A 24,883-nucleotide genomic window follows, 5' to 3' on the forward strand; every position below is an offset into this window, starting at 1 on the left:
CCCCCGCCACCCTGGCGCCGGAGCCGGACGCCCCGGCGACGCTCGCCGCGGACGAGCCGCTCCCCTACCGCGGCTGGCTGCTCGTCGAAGGATGCTGACCGCAGGTCAGGCGGCGACGCTCCGCACGAGCTCCGCCAGCTCGCCGCCGACCTCGTCCGCCGCCGTCAGCACCGCGAGGTGGTCCGCGGCGATGCGCGCGACCCGCCATCCCTCCCGCTCCGCGGCGGCGGCCTGGGGCTCGTACGCCTCGCTCAGCTGCAGGTAGGCGGTGCGCGCGGGCGGAAGGGCCGGCGCGGGCGGGGCCGGTTCGGCGAAGTACGCCAGCGGCACGCGGGGCAGTTCCGCGCTGAACCGGGCCCGTACGGCAGGGTCCGGCAGCAGCGCCTCGACGGTGCCCGGCGGGAACCACGTGTCCCACGGGGGCAGCACCCCGTCCCGCGCCAACTCGCGCAGCCGGGCGGCCAGTTCCGGCGGCACCGTAGCGAACCAGGCGCGGCCGGGGTGCGGCAGCAGCGCGTCCACGTACACCGCACCGGCCACCGCCGCGCCGCGGGCTCTTGCCGCCTCAGCCACCGCGGGCAGCAGCGCCCCGGCGCCACTGTGCCCGACCAGCACCACGCGCTCGCCGCCCGCGACCTCGTCCGCGGCGCGGGCGGCGAGCCGCGGGTAGTACGGCCCGCCCTCGACCGGCGCGAGCGACGGCACCGTCACCCCGTATCCGCGCCCTCGCAGCACCTCCGCCACCGGCTCCCACGTCGAAGCGCCGACGAGCGGGCTGTGGACAAGCACCAAGCGCGGCATTCCCACCACTACTCCGTCCCCTTCCGCTCCAGCACCGCCCACGCATCCCGCAGCCGCCGCACCAGCTCCGGCAGCCGCTCCGCGGGAAGGGTGAACGGGACCCGGATGAAGTCGTCATGCCCGCCGCCCGGATCCGTCTGCGCCCCCGGCACCACCTCCACCCCGTGCCGCAGCGCCACCTGGGCGTACACCCGGGCATCGACCCCGTCCGGCAGCCGGATCCACAGCGCCGAGCCGCCGTCCGGGCGCTGCCACGACCAGCGCGGCAGCGCGGTCGCGAGCAGGGCCGCGAAGTGCTCCATCCGGTGGCGCAGTTCGGGCGCCCGGCCGGCCCGCAGCTCGGCGACGCGCGGCAGCAGCCGGGCGGCCAGGGCCTGGTCGAGTACGGGCGTGCCGAGGTCGGCGACGGCCTTGAAGCGGCCGAGCCGCTCCACCGCCGCCGCCGGGCCGCGCACCCAGCCGATGCGCAGCCCGCCCCACACCGACTTGGTGAGCGAGCCGAGGGTCAGGATCTCGGCGCCGGGGCGGGCGAAGGCGGCGATGGGCGGCGGCTCGTCGCGGTCGTCGAGCCGCATGTCGTACGCGATGTCCTCGACCAGCGGCACCCGGTGCTCGGCGACGAGGTCGGCGACGCGCTGCCGCCGGGCCGCGGACATCAGCGTGCCGGTCGGGTTCTGGTACGTCGGCATCGCGTACAGCAGCGCGGGACCGGCGGCGAGCGCCGCGGCGAGCCCGGCGGCCGTGAGGCCGTCCTCGTCGAGGGGGACGCCGTGGGTGCGCGCGCCCGTGGGCGCCCGGAGCGTGTCGAAGCAGCCCGGCCAGCCCGGCGCCTCGACGACGGCGACGGAGCCGCGGCGCAGGTACATCTGCGCGGCGAGCGCGAGGCCCTGGGTGGCGCCGGTGGTGACCAGGATCTGGCCCGGCTCCGTACGCAGGCCGAGGCGGGTGAAGTGGTCGGCGACGGCGGCCCGCAGCACGGGCAGGCCGCCGGGGTGGTAACCACCGCCGGCCAGCAGGGCGTCGAGGTCGTCGCGCAGCACGTCCTCGAGCGCGGCCCGCACCTCCGGTGCGGCGGCCCCGTCGGCGAGGGCCAGCGAGATGGTGCCGCCGCCCGCGGCCGGACCGTCCACCAGCCGCTGCAGCACGGCGGTGGCCTGGCCGCCCTGCACCCGCCCGTCGGCGGGCGGCGGCCGCACCCCCGGCCGCCCGGCGATCCGGGTGCCGCTCCCCCGGCGGCTCACCGCGAGCTCCCGGTCGCGCAGTGCGTCGTACGCGGCGACGACGGTGGCGCGGCTGACGGCGAGCGCGGCGGCCAGCGCGCGCTCGGCGGGCAGCCGGGCGCCGGCGGGCAGCGAACCGTCGCGGACGGCGCGCTCCAGGGCGTCGGCGAGGCGCCGGTACAGCGGCCCGGAGCCGGCGGTCCAGCCGCCGATGAGCTCCATGACGGCACCCGGCTCCGCGCCGGCCGCCGGAAAACGGTCCACTTCGGTCCCCATTGGCCCGGTACCCCCTCTCGCCGTGCGACCAGGCTAACCATCCATGGACCACCGACTTCGAGCCATCTGCGACCTGACGGTCCGCCCCGCCCGCGAGGAGGCCGGGCACCACGGGGCGTACGACGGCCGCCTCCAGGACCTCTCCGGCGACGGCATCGGCGCGGGGCTGCGCGCCCTCAGCCGCGGCCCGGCGTACGACGACCCGCACGACGAGGCGCACGCCCGTACCGCGGAGGAGGGCCTCAGGGCCCGCTACCGGACGCTGGCGCAGCACCGCACAAACCCGTTCCTGCACATCGACAATCTGGACATCGCGGGCTATGACCGCCCGTATGCCCCGGCCGCCGAGCGCGCCGCCGCCCGCCGCGCCCACCTGGACGCCTGGCCGGACGCGCTGGACACCGCGGTACGGACCCTGGACGCCGTCGCGGCGCCCGCGGCGCAGGCCACACTGCCGGCGGCGCGCGCCCTCGCCGCCGCCCTCGCCGATGACGAGAAAGACGACCGGACCCTGTCCGCCCACGCCCGCTTCGTCGCGCACCTGGAGCACCTCGCCGCGCACGGCGACCCGGACGCCCGGCTCGGCGGCGCGGGTCTGCGGCTGCTGCTCTCCGCCGCCGAGGGCTGCCCCGTCGACCTGACGGAACTCGCCGACCGGGCCCGGCGCGAGAAGGACCGGCTGACCGCGCTGCTGCGCGACTCCGCCGACCGTCTTGCCCCCGGCCGCCCGCTCGCCGAGACCCTCGCGGCGGTACGCGCCGACCACCCGGCCGCGGACGGGCTGGTCGCCGAGGTGCGCGAGCTGGCCCACGAGGTCCTCGCCTGGACGGCCGCCGCCGGTGTCGCCCCCACCGACGACGGGGTGTGCGAGACGCGGCCCGCCCCACCTTCCCGCCGCTACGCCTTCGCCATGCTCAACGCGGCCGCCCCGTACGAGACCGACGGCCCGAGCCGCTTCTACGTCACCCCGCCCGACCCGGCGTGGCCGCCCGCGGAGCGGGAGCAGTGGCTGTCCTTCTTCAACCGCGCCTTCCTCCCCGCCTTCGTCCTGCACGAGGTCGCGCCGGGACACTTCACCCACGGCCGCGCGCTCCGCGGCGCCGCGAGCGAGGTCCGCCGCACCCTGCAGTCCACCGGCTTCACCGAGGGCTGGGCGGTCTACGCCGAACAGCTCGCCCTGGAAGCGGGCTTCCGCGCCGGCGACCCGCGCTTCGCCCTCGGCGTCGCCCTCTCCGGGCTGCAGCGCGCCGTCCGCCTGGAGTGCTCCATCGGCTTGCACACGGGCGCGCTGAGCGTCGCCGATGCGGCCCGTCTCTTCGCGGCCGACGCGCACCTCGCGCCGAAAGCCGCCCGTGCCGAGGCCGAACGCGGCCTCTGGGACCCGGAGTACGGCCACTACACCTGGGGCAAGCTCGCCATCCTCGACCTGCGCGACCGCGCCCGTACGGCCTGGGGCGGCGGCTTCACGCTGCGCCGCTTCCATGACGCCCTGCTCGCCCTCGGCGCCCCGCCGCTGGGTCTGCTCGACACCGCCCTGGAGCGTGGCTGATGCCCGAACCCGCCCGCCTCGCCGCCTTCGCCGCGGCCGCGCTCGGCCTCGTGCTGCTGCCGGGGCCGAATCTGCTCTACATCGTCACCCGCAGCGTCGCGCAGGGCCGGCGGGCCGGGCTGTTCTCCGCGCTCGGCGTGGAGACCGGCACGCTGGTGCATGTCAGCGCCGCCGTGGTCGGGGTGTCCGCGCTGGTCGCGCGCTCCGAAGTGGCCTTCGCGGCGCTGAAGTACGCGGGCGCCGCGTACCTCCTCTATCTCGGCGTGCGCGCGCTCTTCAGCCGCACGCCCGCCGCCACCCCGGGCACCGCCGAACCGGTCCCGCTCACCCGGGTCTACTGGGACGCCGTGCTGGTGCAGGTGCTGAACCCGAAGGTGATCCTCTTCTTCCTCGCCTTCCTCCCGCAGTTCGTCACCCCGGGCGCGGGCCCGGCGGACACCCGCGGTCAACTGCTCGTCCTCGGGCTCCTGCTGGGCGCGATCGGCTTCTGCGTGGACTGCGTGTACGCCTATGCGGGCGGGAGCCTGAGCGCCTGGCTGGCCCGCCGCCCCGCCGCGCTGCGCCGGCAGCGCCATGCGGTGGGCGGCGTCTACCTGGGGCTCGGGGTGTACGCGGCGGTGTGACACCGGCATGGCAATCGCGTGACGGGAAACGCCATGGACATGCCTGCCCGGACAGGAGTACATACCTTCGCGTGTGTCCGTGCCCATACGGACGCTTCCCGACGAGTTGGAGGATTCGTGCACCGCAGACTCTTCGTCCCGGGCTCGGCAGCCGCCGCCCTGCTCATGCTGGCGATCCCGGCATCGGCGGCCGACTTCCAGCCCGGTGCCCCGGGCATCGGCGACCCCTATTACCCGGATTACGGCAACGGCGGCTACGACATCTCGCACTACGACCTGCGTCTGAAGTACCAGCCCGGCACCGACCGGCTCGACGGCACCGCCACCCTCCTGGCCCAGGCCACCCAGGACCTGTCCCGCTTCAATCTCGACTTCGCGCTCGACGTGAAGGAGATCCTGATCGGCGGCAAGCGCGCCCAGTTCAAGGCGACCGGCGACCACGAGGTCGAAGTGACCCCGCCCGCGGGCATCGAGAAGGGCAAGAACTTCACCGTCGTCGTCCGCTACGGCGGCACCCCGGGCAAGGTCGAGGTCTCCGGCTTCACCTCCTGGCTGCGCACCCCGGACGGCGGCGTGGCCGCCAACGAGCCGGAGTCGGCCTGGTGGTGGTTCCCCTCGAACGACCACCCCACCGACAAGGCCACCTACGACGTGAACGTGTCCGTCCCCGACGGCACCCAGGCCATCAGCAACGGCACCCTGCAGTCGGAGCGGTCACAGGCCGGCTGGACCCGCTTCGCCTGGCGCTCCAACAAGCCGCAGGCGACCTATCTGGCGACGCTGGCCGTGGGCAAGTTCGACATCACCAAGGACACCACGGCGAACGGCCTCCCGGTCATCAACGCCTATAGCAAGGACCTGGGCGACAACGCGGGCGCGGCGCGGGCCAGCATCGAGCGCACGGCGGAGGTCACCGAGTACCTGGAGACCGTCTTCGGCCCGTACCCGTACAACTCCCTCGGCGGCTACGTCCCGAACGTCACCACCGGCTATGCGCTGGAGACGCAGACCCGCCCGTTCTACAGCCCGCGGCAGTTCGCGAACGGCTCGAACGTCTCCGTGGTCGTCCACGAGATGGCCCACCAGTGGTACGGGGACAGCGTGTCGGTGAAGGGCTGGAAGGACATCTGGGTGAATGAAGGCTTCGCCCGCTATTCGCAATGGCTGTGGTCGGAGAAGGAGGGCGAGGGCACGACGCAGGAGCTGGCCGACTACGTCTACGCCTCACACCCGGCCGACGATGCCTTCTGGAAGGTCGCGCCTGGCGACCCGGGCCCGGAGAACCAGTTCCACCTCGCCGTCTACGACCGCGGCGCGGCCACCCTCCAGGCCCTGCGCAACGAGATCGGCGACAAGGCCTTCTTCGAGCTCCTGAAGACCTGGCCGGCCGAACGCGCCCACGGCAACGGCTCAAACGCCGACCTGATCGCCCTGGCCGAGAAGATCTCGGGCAAGGAGCTCGACGCCCTGTTCCAGACCTGGCTCTACGCGACGGAGAAGCCCGCGGCCCCGGCGGCCAAGCGGTCCGCCGCGGCCCCTGAGCAGCCCAAGTCCTGGAAGAAGATCGCCGCTACGAACGGCGTGCACGCGCACTGAGACGGCGCGCCGCGGGCTCAGGGATCACGCTCACGCGACCTTGGGCCCGCAGCGCATCCCGATGTAGCAGCACCGCGTCCCGTCCGGCAGCGTGGCGAAGACCACCGGCGTGTAGTCCGTGCTGAACGCCGCACCCACGCCCGTACCGGCGAAGACGCTCTCCGTCACCGGCAGCAGGTCGATGTGCAGGGGCTTGGAGAGGTCCTTCATGCCGTCGACGAATTCGTAGAGCGCGTGCCCGGCGCCGTCCTTCTCGGTGACGGTGATGACCACGCCCTCGCGCTTGTACGTGCCCACGAGCGGCGCCCAGTCGACCGCGGGCGGGGTGGCCGACGGGGCGAAGGGCTCCGGCATCGTCACGTCGGCCAGCTCGGCGAGGAGTTCGCGGTAGAGCGCCGTGTACACCTCGCGCGCGCCGCCGCCGTTGGTGAGCAGCGCGACCGCGACGCCCGCGGAGGGCACGACGCGCAGGTAGCCGTACTGGCCGATGGAGGCGCCGTCGTGGCCGTAGCCGGCGACGCCGTTCCAGTCGTAGAGGGTCCAGCCGAGGCCCCAGCCGTCCGAGCTGACCGTCCACTTGTCGGGACAGTCCACGACCCGGCGCTGCATCAGCGCGACCGTCTCCTCGGACAGCACCCGGGTGCCGTCCTCCGCCACGCCGCCGGCCAGGTGCATCCGCGCCAGCCGGGCGAGGTCGCCAGCGGTGGCGATGACCCGGCCGTACGGGCCCGCCGAGCGCGGCATCAGATCCCACTCCGGCGCCGGGTCCGGCTCCTCGCCGGGCTCGCCCAGGTGCCCCATCGCGGCGCGGAAGCGCAGCGCTTCCTCGGGCAGCGTCATGGTGTGGGTGAGGCCGAGCGGGGTCAGCAGCAGGTCCTTGAGCGCCTCGTCCCAGACCTTGCCGGTGACCACCTCGATGATGCGGCCGAGGACGTTGTAGCCGACGCTGCTGTACGAGATCACGGTGCCGGGCGGGCAGTCGAGCGCCACCCCCTGCGCCGCCTCCACGTACTTGGCGAGGCAGTCGTCGCCGCGGCCGCTGTCATGGGTGAAGTCGCAGGTGAGGCCGCTGGTGTGGCTGAGCAGCTGGCGGGTGGTGATGGTCCGGGTGGCCTCGGGGTCGGCGACGGAGAAGCCCGGCAGCACGTCCACGACCGGTGTGTCCAGGTCCAGTTGGCCGGACTCGGCCAGCCGCATGATCAGGGTGGCGGTGTAGATCTTGGCTATCGAGCCCATCTGGAAGACCGAGTCGGTCGTCGCCTCCACGCCGGTGCCGCGGTGCAGGACGCCGCTCGCCAGTTCGTGGACGGTCCCGTCGACGAGGAGGGCGAGGGAGGCGCCGGGCACGTGATGCTCGGCGCGCAGCTCGTCGAGGCGGGCCTGCCAGTGCGCGAGGTCCAGCTTCCGGCCGGCCGAATCGCGGGTGCCCCACGCCCCGTTGGCGCCCCAGTTCCCCTGCTCGTCCCAGCTCACGTTGTCCGGCATTGCGGCTCCCCACCTTGAATGCGTACAGCGTTCCCTTGTTGCGCACACTGTACGCACGGAAGAACGGAGTACGCAAGGCGCGTACATCGTGCGCTACCGTGGCCGTATGCCTGACGACGCCGCGAAGCCGATCACCTCGGTGTGGACCCGGCCGCACCGCCCGCAGCGGGAGCAGCTCAGCCGCGAGCAGATCGTGGCCGCCGCGATCGAACTGCTCGACGCGGAGGGCGTCGAGGCCCTCAGCATGCGCAAGCTCGGCACCCGCCTCGGCGCCGGGGCCACGTCGCTCTACCGGCATGTGGCCAACCGGGACGAGCTCATTCAGCTCGCCGTGGACGACGTATACGGGGAGCTGAAGTTGCCGGCCGCCGCCGGCCGCGGGAAGTGGCGCGCGGCGGTTGCCCGTACCGCCACCGAGCTGCGCGCGATGGTCCTGCGCCACCCCTGGATCGCCCCCGAGCTCGGCCAGGTCGGGCTCGTCCACGTCGGCCCGAACGCCGTGCGGATGTCCACCGGACTGCTCGCACAGTTCGAGGCGGCCGGCTTCCCCACGGGGGAAAAGGACCAGGCCGCGGGCACGCTGATGGCGTACGTCATCGGCATCGCCACCGCCGAGGCCGCCTATCTCTCCCTGATCGCGCGCAGCGGCAAGACCGAACGCGAGTGGGTGGCGGACCTGGACCCGGACTCCGGCAAGGCGGGACACCCGGAGCAGATCCGGGAGAAGGACTTCCGATACGGACTCGACCGGGTCCTGGACGGCCTGGCGGCGCGGCTCTAACAGCCTTGCTTCCGCGCGACCGTATCCCTGGCGGCGATGCGGTGACTGAGCACCGTGTTCGTCGCCGTGTCGGCCGTCGCGTCGATGATGTGCCGGGCCGCGAGGGAGCCCATCTCGTAGAGCGGGAGGCTGACCGTCGTCAGGCCGGTGAACTCGGCGATGCGCAGGTCGTCCATGCCCGCCACGGAGATGTCGCGCGGCACGTCGAGGCCGGCCTGGCGGAGGGCGCGGAGGGCGCCGACGGCGACCTCGTCGTTGGCGGCGAGGACGGCGTCGGGGAGCGGGCGGCGGGCGAGGAGGCGTAGCGCGGCGGCGTGGCCCGCGTCGTAGTCGAAGCCGCCGGGATGGCAGGCGGCGTTGGTCTCGAGGCCGGCCGCGCGCATGGCGGTCAGGAAGCCCTCGCGGCGGTGCCGGCTGACGGTCATGCCGGTCGGGCCCTCGATGAACACGACCCGGCGGTGGCCGCGGGCGATCAGATGGCCGGTGATGTCCTGGGCCACGGCGCGGTTGTCGACCGTGAGGGACGGGCAGCCGAGGTCGCGGTCCGCCAGGGTTACGGCGCGGACGCCCTGCTCGCGCGCTCGGCGGACGGCGTCGGCGAGGGCGCCGTGCTGCGGGTCGTCCACGTAGCCGCTGCCCGCGAAGACGACGCCGGCGGCGCGGTAGTCGCGCATGGCCTGCAGGCGGTTGATCTCGGTGGTGGTGCGGCGGTCGACGTTGGAGAGCATGGTGACGTACCCGGCCTTGGTCGCGACGTCGTCGACGCCGCGGGCGATGACCGAGAAGTACGGGTTGTCGATGTCGCTGACCAGGACGCCGATGAGGCGGCTGTGCGAGGTGACCATGGCGCGCGCGAGGGCGCTCGGCGAGTAGTGGAGCCGCTCGGCGGCGGCGAGCACCCGGGCGCGGGTCCGTTCCGAGATCGGGTGCTCGGATCCGCTCAGCACCCGCGACGCGGTGGACACGGCCACGCCGGCCTCGCGGGCGACTTCCGTCAGTGAGCTCACGGCGACCTTCCGGGGAAAACGTTTGCCTGCTCTCGGGGCTCAACATGGCACAAGGCAGGGCGCGTTCGCAAGCTCGCTCTTACCAACTTCTTACCGCTCACCAGGAGTTGGGCCATTGACGGCACCTGGGCGCCACCGCTTAGCATCCCCGGCAAGGCATACGTTTGCCTTACCGCTGACCTCGGCATACCGGGGCAAGCAACGAAGGGGATTCCATGCGCATCCGCAAGAAACGCCTCCTCACCGGCGCGCTCTTAGTCGCCCTGACAGCCACCACCGTGCCCGCCTGCGGCACCGACGCCGGGACCACGTCGCTCCCCGGCGGCAAGCTCTCCTTCACGGTCGCCGTCACCGAACCGGACATCACCGCCGTCCCGGTCCTCGCCGCCGCGGACGCTGTCCGCCGCCAGGGCCACGACGTGAAGATCGTCGAACTCGCCGAGCCCGAGCTGGCCATCGAAGGCCTCGCCCAGGGCGACTACGCCATCTCCGCCGAGGCCACAGGACCGGCCCTCAGCGCCATCGACCAGGGCGCCCCCATCAAGATCATCGCCGATGTCGTCGCCAACCAGTGGGCCGTCTACGGCAAACCCGGCACCGGCTCCTGCACCGACCTCCGCGGCCGCCCCTTCGGGATCTTCAGCGAGGGCGCCGTCGCCACCGCCATGTCCAAGGACTGGGTGCGCGCCACCTGCCGGGGAGCCACCCCGGACTACCTCACCATCGGCGGCTCCGACGTCCGTGCCCAGGCGCTCGCCGCGGGCGAGATCGACGCCACCCCGCTGGAGATCTCCGACGCGGTCGCCCTGGAGTCCACCGGCCGGGCCGACCGGGTCACCAAGGTCGCCGACTTCGCCAAGACCCTCCCGGACGTGCACCCGCAGACGGTGTACGCCAACGCGGACTTCCTCACCGAACACCGCGAGGTCTCCCAGGCGTTCGTCACCGCACTGGTCCGCGAGCACGCCCGTATCAACGCGAGCGCCAACCACCTGGTCCGCCTGGTGCACCGCTATCTCCCGGACGAGGACCCGGAGGACGTGCCCCGCATCGCCGCCCGCTACCGGTCCCGCAAGCTCTTCGACGCGGCGGCCCTCACCCCGCACAACGTCCAGCGCACCATCGACTTCTTCGCCCGCGCCGACGTGATCGATCCAGGGCTGAAGGCCAAGGACGCCGCCGACCTCAGCTTCGTACGGGAGGCGGCTTCATGACCCGGCTCAATGCCCGACTCCCGTACCAGATCCTGACCTTCGCCCTCTTCGCCGCCGCCTGGGAGCTCTACGCCCGCGCCCGCGGCGGCCTCCTGCTCCCCGGCTTCTTCGAGACGCTGCGCGCCACCGGCGCCCTGCTCGCCGAGCCCGAGCTCTGGCGGGCGCTGTACGTCAGCAACCAGGCCCTCGTCCTCGGCTTCGCCATCGCCCTCGCGCTCGGCATCCCGCTGGGCATCCTGCTCGGCCGCTTCCGCACGCTGGAGCGCTACGCGGACGTCTGGCTCAACATCCTCCTGGTCACCCCGATGGCCGCCATCATCCCGCTGCTGGTCATGTGGACCGGCATCGGCCTGACCTCGCGCACCGCCCTGGTCACGGTCTTCTCCATCGTCATGGTGATCGTCAACAGCCGCGCGGGCGTACGGCAGGTGGACCCGTCGCTGATCGAGATGGCCCGCTCCTTCGGCGCCCGCGAACGGGAGATCTTCACCCGCGTGCTGCTGCCCGGCGCGCTTCCGGCCGTCATGACCGGCGTACGGCTCGGCCTTGGCCGCGCGGTCACCGGCATGGTCATCGTCGAGCTGCTGATGATCTCCGACGGCGTAGGCGGCCTGATCCTCGAATACCGCGGCCTGCTCAAGGCCCCGCCCCTCTACGCCACCATCGTGATCATCCTGGCCGAAGCGCTGCTGCTGATCTCCGCGGCCCGCTGGTGCGAACGCCGCCTCACCCACTGGTCCCGCACCACCGCCACCCGCGCCAACCTCGCAGGGAGCCCCAAGTGATCGAGATCCACGGCCTGTCGAAGACCTTCACCGACCGGCGCGGCGACACCGTCACCGCCCTGGACGACGCCCGCCTCGACGTCGCCGAGAACGAGTTCCTCACCCTCCTCGGCCCCAGCGGCTGCGGCAAGACCACGCTGCTGAAGTGCATCGCGGGCCTGGTCCCGTACGACTCCGGCACGATCGAGATCGACGGCCGCCCGATCCAGGGGCCAGGGCCCGACCGGGCGATGGTCTTCCAGAACTTCGCCCTCCTCCCCTGGGCCTCCGTCGTCGACAACGTCGCCTTCGGCCTCCGCCTGCGCGGCGTCGCCCGCGCCGAGCGCGAGGAGCGGGCCCGCGAACTGGTCGCCACCATGGGCCTCGCGGGCTTCGAGAAGAAGCTCCCCGGCGAGCTCTCCGGCGGCATGCAGCAGCGCGTCGGCATCGCCCGCGCCCTGGCCGTACAACCGCAAGTGCTGCTCATGGACGAGCCCTTCGGCGCCGTCGACGAGCAGACCCGGCGACTGCTGCAGGAGGAGCTTCTGGCCCTGTGGGAGGAACAGCGGCCGACCGTCGTCTTCGTCACCCACAGCATGGAGGAGGCCGTCCTGCTCGGCGACCGCGTCGCCCTGATGAGCGCCCGCCCGGGCCGGGTCGCCGAGCTGGTGCCGGTGGACCTGCCGCGCCCCCGCGCCCGCGGCGGCGGCCCCGACCGGTCGGGGGTGTACGCGGAGCTCACCGCGTACCTCTGGGACCGGCTGCGCGAGATGCACGAGGAGCACCGGACCGTACGGACCGGGGCGCCGGCATGAGCGCGCTGCGGCGGCTGCCCGCCGCGCCCCTCAGCCTCGCCGCCGGCGCCATGGTCTGGGAGGTGATCGGCCGGGCGGCCGGCGTGTCGTTCTTCCCGCCGCTGAGCACCGTGCTGGACCGGCTCGGCGAGATGGCCGCCGACGGCGCGCTGCTCGCCAGCGTCCGCGACAGCCTGCTCAACCTCCTCCTCGGCACGGCCATTTCCCTCGTCGCCGGCATCGTCATCGGCGTCGCGATGGGCCGCTCCCGGCGCGTCGAGGCGGCGCTCGGGGTGTATGTGTACGCGCTGCTGACCGCGCCCTCGCTCGTCTTCGCGCCGGTCTTCTTCTCGCTCTTCGGCGCGGGCCGCGGCGCGGTCGTGGCGGTGATCGTGATGTACGCGGTCTTCGTCGTGATCGTCAATACCGCCGCCGCCGTCCAGGCCGTGCCCGCCCATCTCGAGGAGATGGCGCGCTCGTACGGAGCCGGCGAACGGCAGCTGCTGCCGCGCGTCGTGCTGCCCGCCGCCACCCCCATGATCATGGCGGGTGTGCGGCTCGGCGTCGGTCGCGCGGTCACCGGGATGCTGAACGGCGAGATGTTCATCGCCGTGGTGGGCCTCGGCCACATCGTCACCGAGGCCGGCGGCAGCTTCGACAGCGCGAGCGTGCTGGCCGTGCTGCTGATCGTCATCGCGGTCGCCCTGGTGGCCATCGCGCTCGTCCAGGCGGCCGACCGGCGGCTGACCCGCTGGGTGCCGCAGACCGCAAAAGGAGCCCAGGGGAAATGATGAAGGTCGACGCCTACAGCCACATCCTGCCCGCCCCGTACTTCGCCCGGATGCGCGAACTGGCCGCCGGCTCCGGCGACCTCCGCCGCTGGCTGGAGCTAGAGGCGCTGCACAATGTGGACGCCCGGCTGCGCATGATGGACGAGTTCGGGGACGACTACCAGCAGGTGCTCACGCTCTCCTCGCCCCCGGTCGAGCTGCTGGCGGGGCCGGCCGACTCCCCCGCCCTCGCCCGCCTCGCCAACGACTCCATGCGCGACCTCTGCGACCGCTACCCGGACCGCTTCCCGGCCTGGGTGGCGGCCCTCCCCCTCAACAACCCGGACGCGGCCCTGGCCGAGCTCGCCCACGCGACGGACGTGATGGGCGCCCGCGGCGTCCAGCTCTTCACCAACGTCGGCGGCAAGCCCCTCGACGACCCGGACTTCCGCGACATCTTCCCGGAGATGGCCCGCCGCGACCTGCCCATCTGGCTGCATCCCACCCGCGGCCCCGGCTTCCCGGATTACGCGTCGGAGGACCGCTCGCGGTTCGAGATCTGGTGGGCGCTGGGCTGGCCGTACGAGACGAGCGCGGCGATGGCCCGGCTGGTCTTCGCCGGGGTGCTGGAGCGGCATCCGGAGCTGAAGATCATCACGCATCACCTGGGCGCGATGATCCCGTATCTGGAAGGCCGGATCGGCCTCGGCTGGAGCGACCAGCTCGGCAGCCGCACCTCGGGCGCGGACTTGGAGCGGCTGCGGCGGGAGGCGCTGCCGCGGCCGCTGATCGAGTACTTCCGGCGCTTCTACGCGGACACCGCGCTGTCCGGCTCTGCCATCGGGATCCGCTGCGGCCTGGAGTTCTTCGGCGCGGACCGGGTGCTGTTCGGGACCGACTGCCCCTTCGATCCGGAGGGCGGGCCCGCGTATATCCGGGAGACGATCCGGGTGCTGGACGCTCTCGATGTGGACGAGAGCGCCCGCGCGCGGATCTACTCGGGGAACATCAACCGGCTGATGGGCGTCAAAAGCGCCTGATCAGGAGCGCTTCGCCTGCGCCGACACCGGCTCGCCCAGGATGCGCCCTGCGAGTTCCTCGGCCAGCAGATTGACGTTCGGGCGCAGGGCGGCCTCGGCCGCCTCGCGCTCGGCGGCGATCTGGGTGTGCGCCTCGGCGACCATGGCGTCGCGCTCGGCGGTGGCCTCGGAGCGGGCGGCCGTGATCAGGGCGGTGCCCTCCTCGGTGGCCTCCTGCCGGATGCGGTTGGCCTCGTGGCGGGCGTCGGCCAGCACCGCCTCGTACTGCGCGCGCACCTCGTCGGCCTCGACCTGCAGCGCCTCGGCATGCTCGAACCGGCCGGTGGTGGCGGCCTCGCGCTTCTCCAGCACCTCATTGATGCGCGGCAGCAGCCACTTCCCGATCAGCAGGGCGAAGACGGCGAAGCACAGCCCGCCGACGAGGAGCGACCACACCTCGATACGCAGCGGACCGAACGACTCGGGGCCAACCCAGAGCGCGGCGATAGTCATGCGGCGTCCTTCCCATCCGTTTTGTGCGCACAGCGTATCGGCTCCGTGTTCTTGGTCACGCACCGGGTGTCGCAATGCCGGTGAGACAGCAATACTGTTGCACCATGGCCACACAGGAGGGACAGCAGGTACAGGCGCCCGGGCTCACGGTCGACGAGCTCGCCGCGCGCGCGGGTGTCACCGTGCGCACGATCCGCTTCTACGGCACCCGCGGCCTGCTCCCGCCGCCCGTGATCGGCCCGCGCCGGGTGGGCCGTTACGGCGAGGAGCACCTGGCCCGGCTGGCGCTGATCGAGGAGCTGCAGCACCAGGGCCTGACCCTCGCGGCCATCGAGCGCTACGTCCGCCAGCTCCCGGAAGACCTCAGCCCCGAGGACCTCGCCCTGCACCGCGCCCTGGTGGCCAGCTGGGCGCCGGACGCCCCCGCCGAGCTCACCCGCGAGCAGCTGGAGCGTCGGGTGGGCCGCTCCCTCACCGGCTCCGACATCGACCGCCTGGAGGCGATGGACGTCCTCCAGCCGCTGACCGAGGGCGCCGACACCTTCCGCGTGGACCCGGCGACGCTGCACCTGGGGGTGCGGCTGCTGGAGGTCCCGATCGGCCTCGACACGCTGCTGGCCTCGCGCAAGGTGGTCCTCGACCACACCCGGTCGATGGCGCGGGAGCTCACCCGGCTGTTCCGCGACGAGGTCTGGGAGCCGTATCAGGAGGGCGGCCCGGACCCGGAGCAGGTCGAGACGATGAAGTCGCTGTCGGCGCACATGCAGCCGATGGTGGTGCAGGCGCTGGTGACGGCCTTTCAGCGGTCGTTGCGGGCCGAGCTCAAGGACTCGTTCCCGGCGGAGGAGTGAGCCGCGGCCGCCGTCAGCAGGCGCCGGGGCGGGCGTACAGCGTGACGCGCCCGCCGTGGACCTCGCTGCCGGCGCAGCGTTCGAAGTGCGCCCGCAGCGTGGCCCGCTTGACGCGCTCCGCGGCTTCCTGGTCGAGGGGCTCCCGGGCCCGGTCGTGGAGCACGATGATGCGGCGCTCGCCGAGCATGCGGGTGCGAATGGCCGACGGTGGCAGTTCGGTGCCGTAGAGCGTGCGGGAGGCGCGCGGACTCCGGTCCTGGGCCAGGTCGTTCAAGCCGTCGTAGGGAGATCCGCCCGGCAGCTTCCACACCCGGCGGCGGGCGGGGGTGAAGAGCAGCCCGTCGCCGGGGGCCGCGTTCGCGCGCACCGCGGCGGCGACCGCGGCGAGGTCGTCCTTACGGCTCTCCGGCGCCCGGATCTGCTGCCCCACCGGCACCGCCAGGACGATCGCCGACACCGCCGCGACCACCGCCGCGACCATCCTCACCAGGCCGCGCCGCTGCCACAGCGCATGCGCCGCACCGCCCAGCAGCAGCGCCAGCCCCGCGGAGGTGTGGAACACATAACGCTCCACGTACAGCGGCCTGGCCAGGGACATCAGCAGCAAGGTGACCTTCGGCGCAAGCAGCAGCGGCAGCGCCACCGCCGCCACCTGCCCCCTGGCCACCGCCGCGCACCCCACGCCGAGCGTCACCACGACGGCGAATCCCACCCAGATGCGCCACGACGGCCCGCCGATCCACGCCACCAGCTCCGCCTGCCCGGTGCTGTACGCCGCGAGCGGCGCCAGCCCCACCGCCACGCAGCCCACCGCCGCGCCCCAGGCACGCAGCACTCCGGCCGGCGCCCGGCGGGCGCACAGAGCGACGCCGTGGGCGACCAGGGCGAGTACGGCGAACTCGTGCACCAGGCACGTACCGAGGAGGACCGCGCCATACCCCGCCCAGGCGCCCGCGCGCCGCGCCTCGGCCGCATGCAGGAGCAGCACGGTCGCCCACACCACCCCCGCGCACACCAGCGCGTACGACCTCCCTTCCTGCGCGTAGCGCTGCGCGTCGGGCAGCAGCGGGAAGATGACGCCGGCGGCGAGCCCGGCGCCCGGCCCGGCGAGCCGGCGGCCGAGCACGGCGACGCCCGCCGCGGCGGCCGCGACGGCCAGAAGCGAGGGCAGCCGCAGCTGGATCAGCCCATCGCCGAAGACCGCGAACACCCCGTGCACCACGAGGTAGTAGAGCCCGTGCACCGCGTCGTAGTGCTCCAGGGTGCGCAGCAGCTCGGGCAGGCTGCGCTGGGCCATGTCGTATGTGACGGCCTCGTCGCGCCACATCGCACCCTGCCTGCCCAGTCCCCACAGCCCGAGGGTGAGGGCGAGTGCGAGGGGGATCAGGACGACGGCGGCGAGCGGGAGACGTTCCGGGGCGTCCGGTGCTCCGGGACGGGCGGTGGTGGGCTGCGGCGCGATCAGGCGCGAGTGCTGCGCGATGGCCATGACGGGACTCCGTTTTCGGCATGGGGAGGGTAGGGAAGCGGCCATGGGCCGATTGCAAGTGGGCGAGGTGGAAGCGCCGGTTTACGTCACGGCGCCGGGGTCACCAGCCGGGCCTCGTAGGCGAAGACCGCCGCCTGGGTGCGGTCGCGCAGGCCGAGCTTCTCCAGGATCCGGCCGACGTGGGTCTTGATGGTCGACTCGGCGACGACGAGCTGCGCGGCGATCTCCCCGTTGGACAGTCCCCGGGCGATGAGCGCGAGCACCTCGGTCTCGCGCTCGGTCAGATCGCCCACGCGGGTGCGCGGCGGCAGCGCATCGCCCGCCTCGGCGGCCGTCGTGCGCGCGAAGGTGCTCAGCAGGCGCTTGGTGACGGTCGGCGCGAGCAGCGCCTCCCCGGCGGCGACGATCCGGACACCGTCGGCGAGCTGCTGCGCGGAGGCGTCCTTGAGCAGGAAACCGGAGGCACCGGCGCGCAGCGCCTGGTAGACGTACTCGTCCTGGTCGAAGGTGGTCAGCACGAGGACATGGGAATCCGCGTCGGCGGCGACGATCCGGCGGGTGGCCTCCAGTCCGTTGAGGTTCGGCATCCGGATGTCCATGAGGACGACATCGGGATGCAGTTCCTTCACCTTCGCCACCGCCTCGCGCCCGTCGCGCGCCTCGCCCGCGACCTCGATGTCCGGCTGGGCGCCGAGCAGGACGGAGAAGCCCTCGCGGACCATCTCCTGGTCGTCGGCGATCAGCACCCGGATACTCATGCCGTCTCCTCCGCCACCGCCGACGCGGGCAGGAAGGCGACGACCTCGTATCCGCCGTCCGCGGTCGCACCGGTCGTCAGCTCGCCGTCCAGCATCGCCACACGCTCGCGCATCCCGGTGATCCCGTGCCCGGAGCCGGGGCCCGGCGGCCCTGGTTCGGTCTCCGGCACCGCGTCGGCGACCACGGGCCCGTTGACGATGCGCACCCCCAGGCCGACCGACACATACGCGAGCTCGACGCGCGTCTCGGCGCCGGGCGCGTGCCGCAGGACGTTGCTGAGACCTTCCTGGATGATGCGGAACGCCGACAGCTCGACGCCCTGGGGCAGTTCCCGGCGCGCTCCCGTGATCACCTTCTCCACCGGGAGCCCGGCCTGGCGGACATTGGCCAGCAGCCCGTCGAGCACGTCCAGGGTGGGCTGCGGTGCTTCGGGGGCGTCGTACAGCTCGTAGTCGGATATGCGGATGACGCCGAGGACGCGGCGCAGCTCGGCGAGGGCGGCGACGGCGTTCTCGCGGATGGTGGCGAAGGATTTCACCAGCTCGGGCGGCACGTTCTCCATCCGGTACGGGGCGGCCTCCGCCTGGATGGCGATGACGGACATGTGGTGCGCGACGACGTCGTGCAGCTCGCGGGCGATGGTGGTGCGCTCTTCGAGTACGGTGCGCTTCGAGCGCTCGATGACGGTGATCTCGTCCTTGGCGACGACCTCGCGCCGGGCGGAGGTCAAGCCGCGGATCAGGAGCGCGACGGTGAGCGCGACTGCCGAGCAGCCGGCGAACAAGGGCACGTTCGTGGCGTCGAGGGGCCGGTCGCTGATCTCCGTCGCCACGCTCGCCGTCACCGTGGCGACCAGCCACATCCCCACCGCGGTGGCGAGCGGGCTGCGTACGGCCACGATCACCATGATGACGAGGTGCGAGGTGAGGCCGGTCTCCGTCCACGGCCACGGGTAGAGCCAGCTGTAGGGCGCGACCGCGAAGATAAGAGCGAGGGACAGCCACCAGGCGGCCAGCGGACGGAAGAGAAGAAGAAGCAGCGGGAGCGCGGCAGCCAGCCCGACGAACACGCCTTCAAGATCGGTGCCGCCCTCCCACCAGTTGTCGCTCTCCAGCTTCCAGGACCCCCAGATCAACACCCCCGCCAAGGCGACGAGGGCGGCGTGCGGCAGCCGGCTGACGGCGCGCCGGCCCCAGCCCGGCAGCCGCTGCAGGACGCGGGCATCGGTGGACAGCTGCGGCAGCGGCCGCAGCGCAAGCGCGCCGACGTACAGGTTCCGCCACATCACGAGCAGGCCGCGCCACACCACGAGCACCGCGTCCCGGAGGATCGCCATCTCGGTGCGCGGCCCGGAGCGGTCGGCGCCAGTCGTCTTCTGCGTCGTCTCTGTCACACCGGAAACCGTAGGGCCGCGCCTCTCACCAGCACCTCCCCCGGCATACGGATATCTCCGCCTCCCTCTCAGGTACTACATGGATGACGCCGCCCTGGGCATCCATAACTGTGGCCGAAGTGACAAGGGTTGGCGAAGGTTTCACCCGGTCCAGCTAACCGCTCCGAGGCCCTCTTGCAGGGACGCGGCATCGGTTGTCATGCTCCTGCGAAGTGTCCGAATAGCGACGAACGGGGGGATGAGATGCGCCTTCGCAAGCGCGCCGTCGCCGCACTGCCCGCGGTCCTGGTGCTCGCCGGCCTGTCCGTGCCGGGCTCCAGCGCCTCGGCGGAACCGACGCCCACCCAGGGCGAGTTCAGCCTCGCGGGCGTCTCCTGGCCGAGCGCGCAGCAGCCCGCCGGAGCCGTGCAGATACGGACCAGAGCCGCCGGCACCGGCGCCTGGTCGCCCTGGCACACGCTCGACGTGACGCCGCGGCAGACCGAGTCGGGGACCCGTACCACCACCGAACCGCGCTGGACCGGACCCGCCGACGAAGCCCAGGCCAGAGTCGTCCGGGCCGACGGGTCCAGCACCCCGCTGCCGCGCGGGGCGCGGATCGAGAAGGTGAAGGAGCAGCCGGCCACCGGCGCGGCGCCGCGGCCGCTCGCCCGCAAGGGCGTCATCAAGACCCGCAAGCAGTGGGGCGCCAACGAGTCGTGGCGCGGGGACCCGCCCGAGTACGGCAGCAAGGTCGAGGCCGTCCTCGTGCACCACACCGTCGACAGCAACAGCTACGACTGCGCCGACGCGCCCGCGATCATCCGCGCGATCTACCGCTACCACGTGAAGACCAACGGCTGGAACGACATCGGCTACAACTTCATGGTCGACCGCTGCGGCCGTATCTACGAGGGCCGTTACGGCGGCGGCTCCAGGCCGGTGGTCGGCGCGCACTCGATGGGCTTCAACAACAACACCAGCGGCGTCGCCGTCATCGGCGACTACCGCAGCAAGGCCGTCCCGTCGAAGGTGACGTCCATCCTGGCCCGCTTCGCCCGCTGGAAGCTCAACATCGCGGGCTACCGGGCGAATCAGAAGGTCACCCTCGAGGCCGGCGTCAGCAACGGCAAGTACGACAAGGGCGACAAGGTGCGGGTCTACCGGGTGGCGGCGCATCGCAATGTGTACGCCACCTCCTGCCCCGGCGCGAAGCTGTACGGCAAGCTGGGGACGATCCGCAGCTCGGCGAGTTAAAGCACAGGGTCCGGGTGCGACGGCACCCGGACCCCGCCGCTCTCAGTCCGCGAAGATCTCGCCCTTCTCCGCCTTCTCCACGAGCAGCGCCGGCGGCTCGAACCGCTCCCCGTACGCCGCGGCCAGCTCGCGCGCCCGCGCCACAAAGCCGGGCAGCCCGCCCTCGTAGCCGTTGACGTACTGCAGCACGCCGCCCGTCCACGCCGGGAAGCCGATGCCGAAGATGGAGCCGATGTTGGCGTCGGCGATCGACATCAGCACGTCCTCCTCCAGCAGCCGGACGGTGTCCAGCGCCTCGGAGAACAGCATCCGCTCCTGCATATCCTTCATCGGCAGCGAGGCGCTCGGGGTGCCGAAGTGCTCGCGCAGCCCCGGCCACAGGCCGACCCGCTTGCCGCTCTCGTCGTAGTCGTAGAAGCCGGCGCCGCCCGAGCGGCCAGGACGCTCGAACTCGTCGACCATCCGGTCGATGACCGCCTCCGCGGGGTGCACCGCCCAGGTGCCGCCCTCCGCCTCGATCGCCTTGCGGGTCTCGTTACGGATCTTGCGCGGCAGCGTCAGCGTCAGCTCGTCCATCAGCGACAGCACCTTCGCCGGGTAGCCGGCCTGCGCCGCCGCCTGCTCGACCGACGCGGGCTCGACGCCCTCGCCGACCATCGCGACGCCCTCGTTGATGAAGTGGCCGATCACCCGCGAGGTGAAGAAGCCGCGGGAGTCGTTGACCACGATCGGGGTCTTGCTGATCTGGCGGACCAGGTCGAAGGCCCGCGCGATGGCCTCGTCGCCCGTCCGCTCGCCCTTGATGATCTCCACCAGCGGCATCTTGTCGACCGGCGAGAAGAAGTGCAGGCCGATGAAGTCCTGCTGCCGCTGCACGCCCTCGGAGAGCAACGTGATCGGCAGCGTCGAGGTGTTGGAGCACAGCAGCGCGTCCGGCTCGATGACGTTCTCGATCTCCTGGAAGACCTTGTGCTTGAGCGCCGGGTCCTCGAAGACCGCCTCGATGACGGCGTCGCAGCCGGCCACGTCGGCCGGGTCCGCGGTCGGGGTGATCCGGGCCAGCAGCGCGTCGGCCTTCTCCTGGCTCGTACGGCCCTTGGCGACGGCCTTGGCGCAGAGCTTCTCGGAGTAGCCCTTGCCCTTGGCGGCCGACTCCGCCGATACGTCCTTGAGCACGACCTCGATGCCGGCGCGGGCGCAGGAGTAGGCGATGCCCGCGCCCATCATCCCGGCGCCGAGCACGGCGACCTTGCGCACCTTGCGCTCCTCGATGCCCTGCGGGCGGGAGCGGCCGGCGTTGACGGCGTTCAGGTCGAAGAAGAACGCCTGGATCATGTTCTTGGAGATCTGGCCTGTCACCAGCTCGGTGAAGTACCGGGCCTCGATGACCTGGGCGGTCTCGAAGTCGACCTGGGAGCCCTCGACCGCGGCCGCGAGGATGTTGCGCGGGGCCGGGAAGGGGGCGCCGGAGGTCTGCTTCTTCAGATTCGCCGGGAAGGCCGGGAGGTTCGCGGCGAACTTCGGGTTGGCCGGGGTGCCGCCGGGGATCCGGTAGCCGGGCACGTCCCAGGGCTGGGCGGACTCCGGGTGCGCGTCGATGAAGGCGTGCGCCTTCGCGGTGAGCTCCTCGGGGGTCGCGGCCAGCTCGTGGATCAGGCCGTTCTCCAGGGCCCGCTTCGGGTTGTACTGGGTGCCCTGCAGCAGCACCTTCAGCAGCGCGTCGGTGATGCCGAGCAGCCGGACCGTACGGGTGACGCCGCCGCCCGCCGGGAGCAGGCCGAGCGTCACCTCGGGCAGGCCGATCTTGTAGCCGGAGGCGTCGAGGGCGACGCGGTGGTGCGAGGCCAGCGCGATCTCGTAACCGCCGCCGAGCGCCGCGCCGTTGATCGCCGCGACGACCGGCTTGCCCAGCGTCTCGATCTTCCGCAGCGCGCGCTTGACCCGCATGCCGGTCTCGAAGACGCCCTCGGCGTCCTCGGGGCGGGCCTTGACCATGTCCTTGAGGTCGCCGCCGGCGAAGAAGGTCTTCTTGGCGGAGGCCCAGACGATGCCGCGGACGGCGTCCTTCTCCTCCTCCAGGCGGTTCGCGGTGGCCTCGACGGAGGCGATGAAGTCGGCGTTCATGGTGTTCGCCGACTGGTTGGGGTCGTCCAGAACGAGGGTCACGATGCCGGACTCGTCCTGCTCCCAGCGGATGGTGTTGGTGTACGTCATGGTGCTCTTCAGACTCCGTATGAGAGGTGGACGAGGTTGTCAGAGGCGCTCGATGACGGTGGCGATCCCCATTCCCCCGCCCACGCACAGCGTGGCGAGGCCGTAGCGCTTGTCCTGCCGCTCCAGCTCGTCCACCAGGGTGCCGAGGATCATCGCGCCGGTGGCGCCGAGGGGGTGGCCCAGGGCGATGGCGCCGCCGTTGACGTTGATCTTCTCCAGCGGGATGTCGAGGTCGCGGGCGAAGCGCAGCACGACCGCCGCGAAGGCCTCGTTGATCTCGACGAGGTCGATGTCGCCGATGGACAGGCCGGCCTTGGAGAGGGCCTTGCGGGCGGCCGGGGCCGGTCCGGTGAGCATGATCGTCGGCTCCGAGCCGGAGACCGAGGCGGAGAGGATACGGGCCCGGGGGGTGAGTCCGTAGCGCTCGCCGACCGCGCCGTTGCCGATGGCGACCAGCGCCGCGCCGTCCACGATGCCGGAGGAGTTGCCCGCGTGGTGGACGTGCTCGATCTTCTCCACCCAGTGGTACTTCTGCAGCGCCACCGCGTCGAAGCCGCCCAGGTCGCCGATGTCCTTGAAGGACGGCTTGAGCTTCCCGAGCGAGTCGGCGGTGGTGCCGGGGCGCATGTGCTCGTCGTGGTCGAGGATGGTCAGCCCGCTGCGGTCCTTGACCGGCACGACCGAGCGGTCGAAGCGGCCGTCCTTCCAGGCCTCGGCGGCGCGCTCCTGCGACAGCGCGGCGTACTCGTCGACGTCGCGGCGGCTGAAGCCCTCGATGGTGGCGATGAGGTCGGCGCCGACGCCCTGCGGGACGAAGCCGGTCTCGTAGTTGGTCATCGGGTCGGCGAACCAGGCGCCGCCGTCGGAGCCCATCGCGACCCGCGACATGGACTCCACGCCACCGGCGAGGATCAGGTCCTCCCAGCCGGAACGGACCTTCGCCGCGGCCATGTTGACCGCCTCGAGCCCGGACGCGCAGAAGCGGTTCTCCTGCACGCCGGCGACCGTGTCCGGCAGGCCGGCGGCCATGGCGGCGATACGGGCGATGTCGGAGCCCTGGTCGCCGACCGGGCCGACGACGCCCAGCACGATGTCGTCCACCGCCGCCGGGTCCAGATCGGGGAAGCGGCGGCGGATCTCGTGGATCAGGCCGACGACCAGGTCGATGGGCTTGGTGCCGTGCAGGGCTCCGTTCGCCTTGCCGCGGCCGCGGGGGGTGCGGATGGCGTCGTATACGAACGCTTCGGTGCTCACGGTGTTGTGTCCAGCCTCTCAGGAGAGCAGGGAGCGGCCGATGATCTCTTTCATGATCTCGGTGGTGCCGCCGTAGATGGTCTGAATGCGGCCGTCGGTGAAGGCCCGCGCCACGGGGAATTCGGTCATATAGCCGTAGCCGCCGTGCAGTTGCAGGCAGCGGTCGGCGACGCGCTTCTGCAGCTCGGTGGCCCACCACTTGGCCATCGAGGCGTGCACGGCGTCGAGCGCGCCTGCGTTGTGCTCCTCGATGCAGCGGTCGATGAAGGTGCGGGTGACGGCGCACTCCGTCGCCATTTCGGCGATCTCGAAGCGGATGTGCTGGAACTTCGCGATCGGGCGGCCGAAGGCCTCGCGCTCCTTGACGTACGTCTTGGTGATCTCGAGGAGGTTCTCGGCGGCGGCGATGGCGGCGACCGCGATCGCCATGCGCTCCTGCGCGAGGTTCGTCATCAGGTGGATGAACGCGCCGTTCAGATCGCCGAGGAGGTTGGTTTTCGGCACCTTGACGTCGTTGAAGAACAGCTCGGCCGTGTCCTGCGCGTGCTGCCCGATCTTGTCGAGGTTGCGCCCGCGCTCGAAGCCCTCCATGCCGCGCTCGACGACGAGGAGGGAGAGGCCCTTGGCGCCGCCCTCGGGGGTCGTCTTCGCGACCACGATGACGAGGTCGGCGAGGATGCCGTTGGAGATGAAGGTCTTGGCGCCGTTGAGCACCCAGTGGTCGCCGGCGTCGGTGGCGGTGGTCTTGATGCCCTGCAGGTCGGAGCCTGCGCCGGGCTCGGTCATGGCGATGGCGGTGATGATCTCGCCGGAGCAGAAGCCGGGCAGCCAGCGGCGCTTCTGCTCGTCGGTGGCGAGGGCGGTGAGATACGGGCCGATGACGTCATTGTGCAGTCCGACGGCGAGACCGGAGGCACCGACGCGGGTGAACTCCTCGGCGAGGGCGACGGCGTACCGGAAGTCCGGCTCCCCGCCGCCGCCGTACTCCTCCGGCACCGCGATGCCGAGCAGCCCCTGCTTGCCGGCGGCGCGCCAGGCGTCGCGGGAGACGATGCCGTCGCGGTTCCACTGCTCGTAGTGGGGCGTGACCTCGCGCTCGATGAAGGTGCGGACGGTGTCGCGGAACGCGTCGTGTTCCTGGGTGAAGAGCTTTCTCTTCACAGCTGGTCCTCCTTGTTCAGGGCCGGTACGTTCCACTCCGCCGCGATCTCCGCGGCGTGTGCGCCCGGTTGGGCCGGGGGGCGGCGGACGGTGCCGGGGGTCTGCGAGAAGCGG

The 24,883-nt window shown here is 72.3% G+C and carries 22 protein-coding genes; 11 read left to right on the forward strand and 11 right to left on the reverse strand.

The window, feature by feature from the left end:
- Positions 1-105: 105 nt before the first annotated feature.
- Together G5C51_RS23380 and G5C51_RS23385 are read right to left on the reverse strand one after the other, a co-directional pair.
- Positions 106-801 (reverse strand): alpha/beta fold hydrolase, encoded by a 696-nt coding sequence (locus tag G5C51_RS23380; RefSeq protein ID WP_206314232.1) that lies wholly within the window; start codon positions 799-801, stop codon positions 106-108.
- Positions 802-809: 8 nt separating this feature from the next.
- Positions 810-2,297 (reverse strand): aminotransferase-like domain-containing protein, encoded by a 1,488-nt coding sequence (locus G5C51_RS23385; RefSeq protein ID WP_165240143.1) that lies wholly within the window; start codon positions 2,295-2,297, stop codon positions 810-812.
- Between the two features lie 43 nt (positions 2,298-2,340).
- Between G5C51_RS23385 and G5C51_RS23390 the strand changes: the two genes are divergently transcribed.
- From G5C51_RS23390 to G5C51_RS23400, 3 genes are all read left to right on the forward strand, one after another.
- Positions 2,341-3,846 (forward strand): DUF885 family protein, encoded by a 1,506-nt coding sequence (locus tag G5C51_RS23390; protein WP_165240144.1) that lies wholly within the window; start codon positions 2,341-2,343, stop codon positions 3,844-3,846.
- The gene (locus G5C51_RS23395; RefSeq protein ID WP_165240145.1) at positions 3,846-4,469 is read left to right on the forward strand and encodes a LysE family translocator; all 624 of its coding nucleotides are present in this window, start codon (positions 3,846-3,848) and stop codon (positions 4,467-4,469) included. The genes G5C51_RS23390 and G5C51_RS23395 overlap by 1 nt, the downstream gene beginning before the upstream one ends.
- Before the next feature lie 117 nt (positions 4,470-4,586).
- Positions 4,587-6,065 carry a M1 family aminopeptidase gene (locus G5C51_RS23400; RefSeq protein WP_165240146.1) on the forward strand — a complete coding sequence of 493 codons (1,479 nt, stop codon included), beginning with the start codon at positions 4,587-4,589 and terminating at the stop codon, positions 6,063-6,065.
- A 30-nt stretch (positions 6,066-6,095) separates the two neighbouring features.
- On the opposite strand, the gene G5C51_RS23405 is transcribed toward G5C51_RS23400, so the two are convergent.
- Complete coding sequence (locus G5C51_RS23405) at positions 6,096-7,550, reverse strand: serine hydrolase domain-containing protein (protein WP_165240147.1); 1,455 nt, start codon at positions 7,548-7,550, stop codon at positions 6,096-6,098.
- 106 nt (positions 7,551-7,656) lie between these two features.
- Here G5C51_RS23405 and G5C51_RS23410 point away from each other — a divergent pair, with 106 nt between their 5' ends.
- A complete protein-coding gene (locus tag G5C51_RS23410) occupies positions 7,657-8,331 on the forward strand; it encodes a TetR/AcrR family transcriptional regulator (RefSeq protein WP_165240148.1) in 675 nt (224 codons plus the stop codon).
- On the opposite strand, the gene G5C51_RS23415 is transcribed toward G5C51_RS23410, so the two are convergent.
- On the reverse strand, positions 8,328-9,338 hold the full coding sequence (locus tag G5C51_RS23415; RefSeq protein WP_165240149.1) for a substrate-binding domain-containing protein: 1,011 nt from the start codon (positions 9,336-9,338) through the stop codon (positions 8,328-8,330). The genes G5C51_RS23410 and G5C51_RS23415 overlap by 4 nt on opposite strands.
- Positions 9,339-9,553: 215 nt before the next feature.
- On the opposite strand from G5C51_RS23415, the gene G5C51_RS23420 reads away from it, so the two are divergent.
- From G5C51_RS23420 to G5C51_RS23440, 5 genes are read left to right on the forward strand one after another with little or no spacing between them, the layout of a single operon-like run.
- Complete coding sequence (locus tag G5C51_RS23420; RefSeq protein WP_165240150.1) at positions 9,554-10,552, forward strand: ABC transporter substrate-binding protein; 999 nt, start codon at positions 9,554-9,556, stop codon at positions 10,550-10,552.
- On the forward strand, positions 10,549-11,337 hold the full coding sequence (locus tag G5C51_RS23425) for an ABC transporter permease (protein ID WP_165240151.1): 789 nt from the start codon (positions 10,549-10,551) through the stop codon (positions 11,335-11,337). Before G5C51_RS23420 ends, G5C51_RS23425 begins: the two co-directional genes overlap by 4 nt.
- Entirely contained in the window at positions 11,334-12,131 is a 798-nt protein-coding gene (locus tag G5C51_RS23430) for an ATP-binding cassette domain-containing protein (RefSeq protein WP_165240152.1), read from the forward strand. The genes G5C51_RS23425 and G5C51_RS23430 overlap by 4 nt, the downstream gene beginning before the upstream one ends.
- Entirely contained in the window at positions 12,128-12,901 is a 774-nt protein-coding gene (locus tag G5C51_RS23435; protein WP_165240153.1) for an ABC transporter permease, read from the forward strand. Before G5C51_RS23430 ends, G5C51_RS23435 begins: the two co-directional genes overlap by 4 nt.
- Positions 12,898-13,920, forward strand: coding sequence for an amidohydrolase family protein (locus G5C51_RS23440; RefSeq protein WP_165240154.1), 1,023 nt, complete (start codon positions 12,898-12,900; stop codon positions 13,918-13,920). Before G5C51_RS23435 ends, G5C51_RS23440 begins: the two co-directional genes overlap by 4 nt.
- Here G5C51_RS23440 and atpF read toward each other — a convergent pair whose 3' ends face one another.
- Positions 13,921-14,412 carry a F0F1 ATP synthase subunit B gene (gene atpF / locus G5C51_RS23445; RefSeq protein WP_165240155.1) on the reverse strand — a complete coding sequence of 164 codons (492 nt, stop codon included), beginning with the start codon at positions 14,410-14,412 and terminating at the stop codon, positions 13,921-13,923.
- 104 nt (positions 14,413-14,516) lie between these two features.
- On the opposite strand from atpF, the gene G5C51_RS23450 reads away from it, so the two are divergent.
- Positions 14,517-15,263: a MerR family transcriptional regulator gene (locus G5C51_RS23450; RefSeq protein WP_165240156.1), complete on the forward strand. Its 747-nt coding sequence runs from the start codon at positions 14,517-14,519 to the stop codon at positions 15,261-15,263.
- Between the two features lie 13 nt (positions 15,264-15,276).
- Here the strand turns inward: G5C51_RS23450 and G5C51_RS23455 are convergent, their stop codons facing one another.
- From G5C51_RS23455 to G5C51_RS23465, 3 genes are all read right to left on the reverse strand, one after another.
- Positions 15,277-16,752: a glycosyltransferase family 39 protein gene (locus tag G5C51_RS23455; protein ID WP_165240157.1), complete on the reverse strand. Its 1,476-nt coding sequence runs from the start codon at positions 16,750-16,752 to the stop codon at positions 15,277-15,279.
- An 86-nt stretch (positions 16,753-16,838) separates the two neighbouring features.
- A complete protein-coding gene (locus G5C51_RS23460; RefSeq protein WP_165240158.1) occupies positions 16,839-17,510 on the reverse strand; it encodes a response regulator in 672 nt (223 codons plus the stop codon).
- Positions 17,507-18,904: a sensor histidine kinase gene (locus G5C51_RS23465; protein WP_338118275.1), complete on the reverse strand. Its 1,398-nt coding sequence runs from the start codon at positions 18,902-18,904 to the stop codon at positions 17,507-17,509. The genes G5C51_RS23460 and G5C51_RS23465 overlap by 4 nt, the downstream gene beginning before the upstream one ends.
- A gap of 243 nt (positions 18,905-19,147) precedes the next feature.
- Between G5C51_RS23465 and G5C51_RS23470 the strand changes: the two genes are divergently transcribed.
- Entirely contained in the window at positions 19,148-20,140 is a 993-nt protein-coding gene (locus G5C51_RS23470; protein WP_165240159.1) for a peptidoglycan recognition protein family protein, read from the forward strand.
- Between the two features lie 42 nt (positions 20,141-20,182).
- Here the strand turns inward: G5C51_RS23470 and G5C51_RS23475 are convergent, their stop codons facing one another.
- From G5C51_RS23475 to G5C51_RS23485, 3 genes are read right to left on the reverse strand one after another with little or no spacing between them, the layout of a single operon-like run.
- A complete protein-coding gene (locus G5C51_RS23475; protein WP_165240160.1) occupies positions 20,183-22,354 on the reverse strand; it encodes a 3-hydroxyacyl-CoA dehydrogenase NAD-binding domain-containing protein in 2,172 nt (723 codons plus the stop codon).
- Positions 22,355-22,393: 39 nt separating this feature from the next.
- Complete coding sequence (locus tag G5C51_RS23480) at positions 22,394-23,608, reverse strand: acetyl-CoA C-acetyltransferase (RefSeq protein WP_165240161.1); 1,215 nt, start codon at positions 23,606-23,608, stop codon at positions 22,394-22,396.
- Positions 23,609-23,626: 18 nt separating this feature from the next.
- A complete protein-coding gene (locus G5C51_RS23485; protein ID WP_165240162.1) occupies positions 23,627-24,769 on the reverse strand; it encodes an acyl-CoA dehydrogenase family protein in 1,143 nt (380 codons plus the stop codon).
- Positions 24,770-24,883: the final 114 nt, after the last annotated feature.

The organism is Streptomyces coryli, assembly GCF_011044975.1.
GTDB lineage: Bacteria > Actinomycetota > Actinomycetes > Streptomycetales > Streptomycetaceae > Streptomyces > Streptomyces coryli.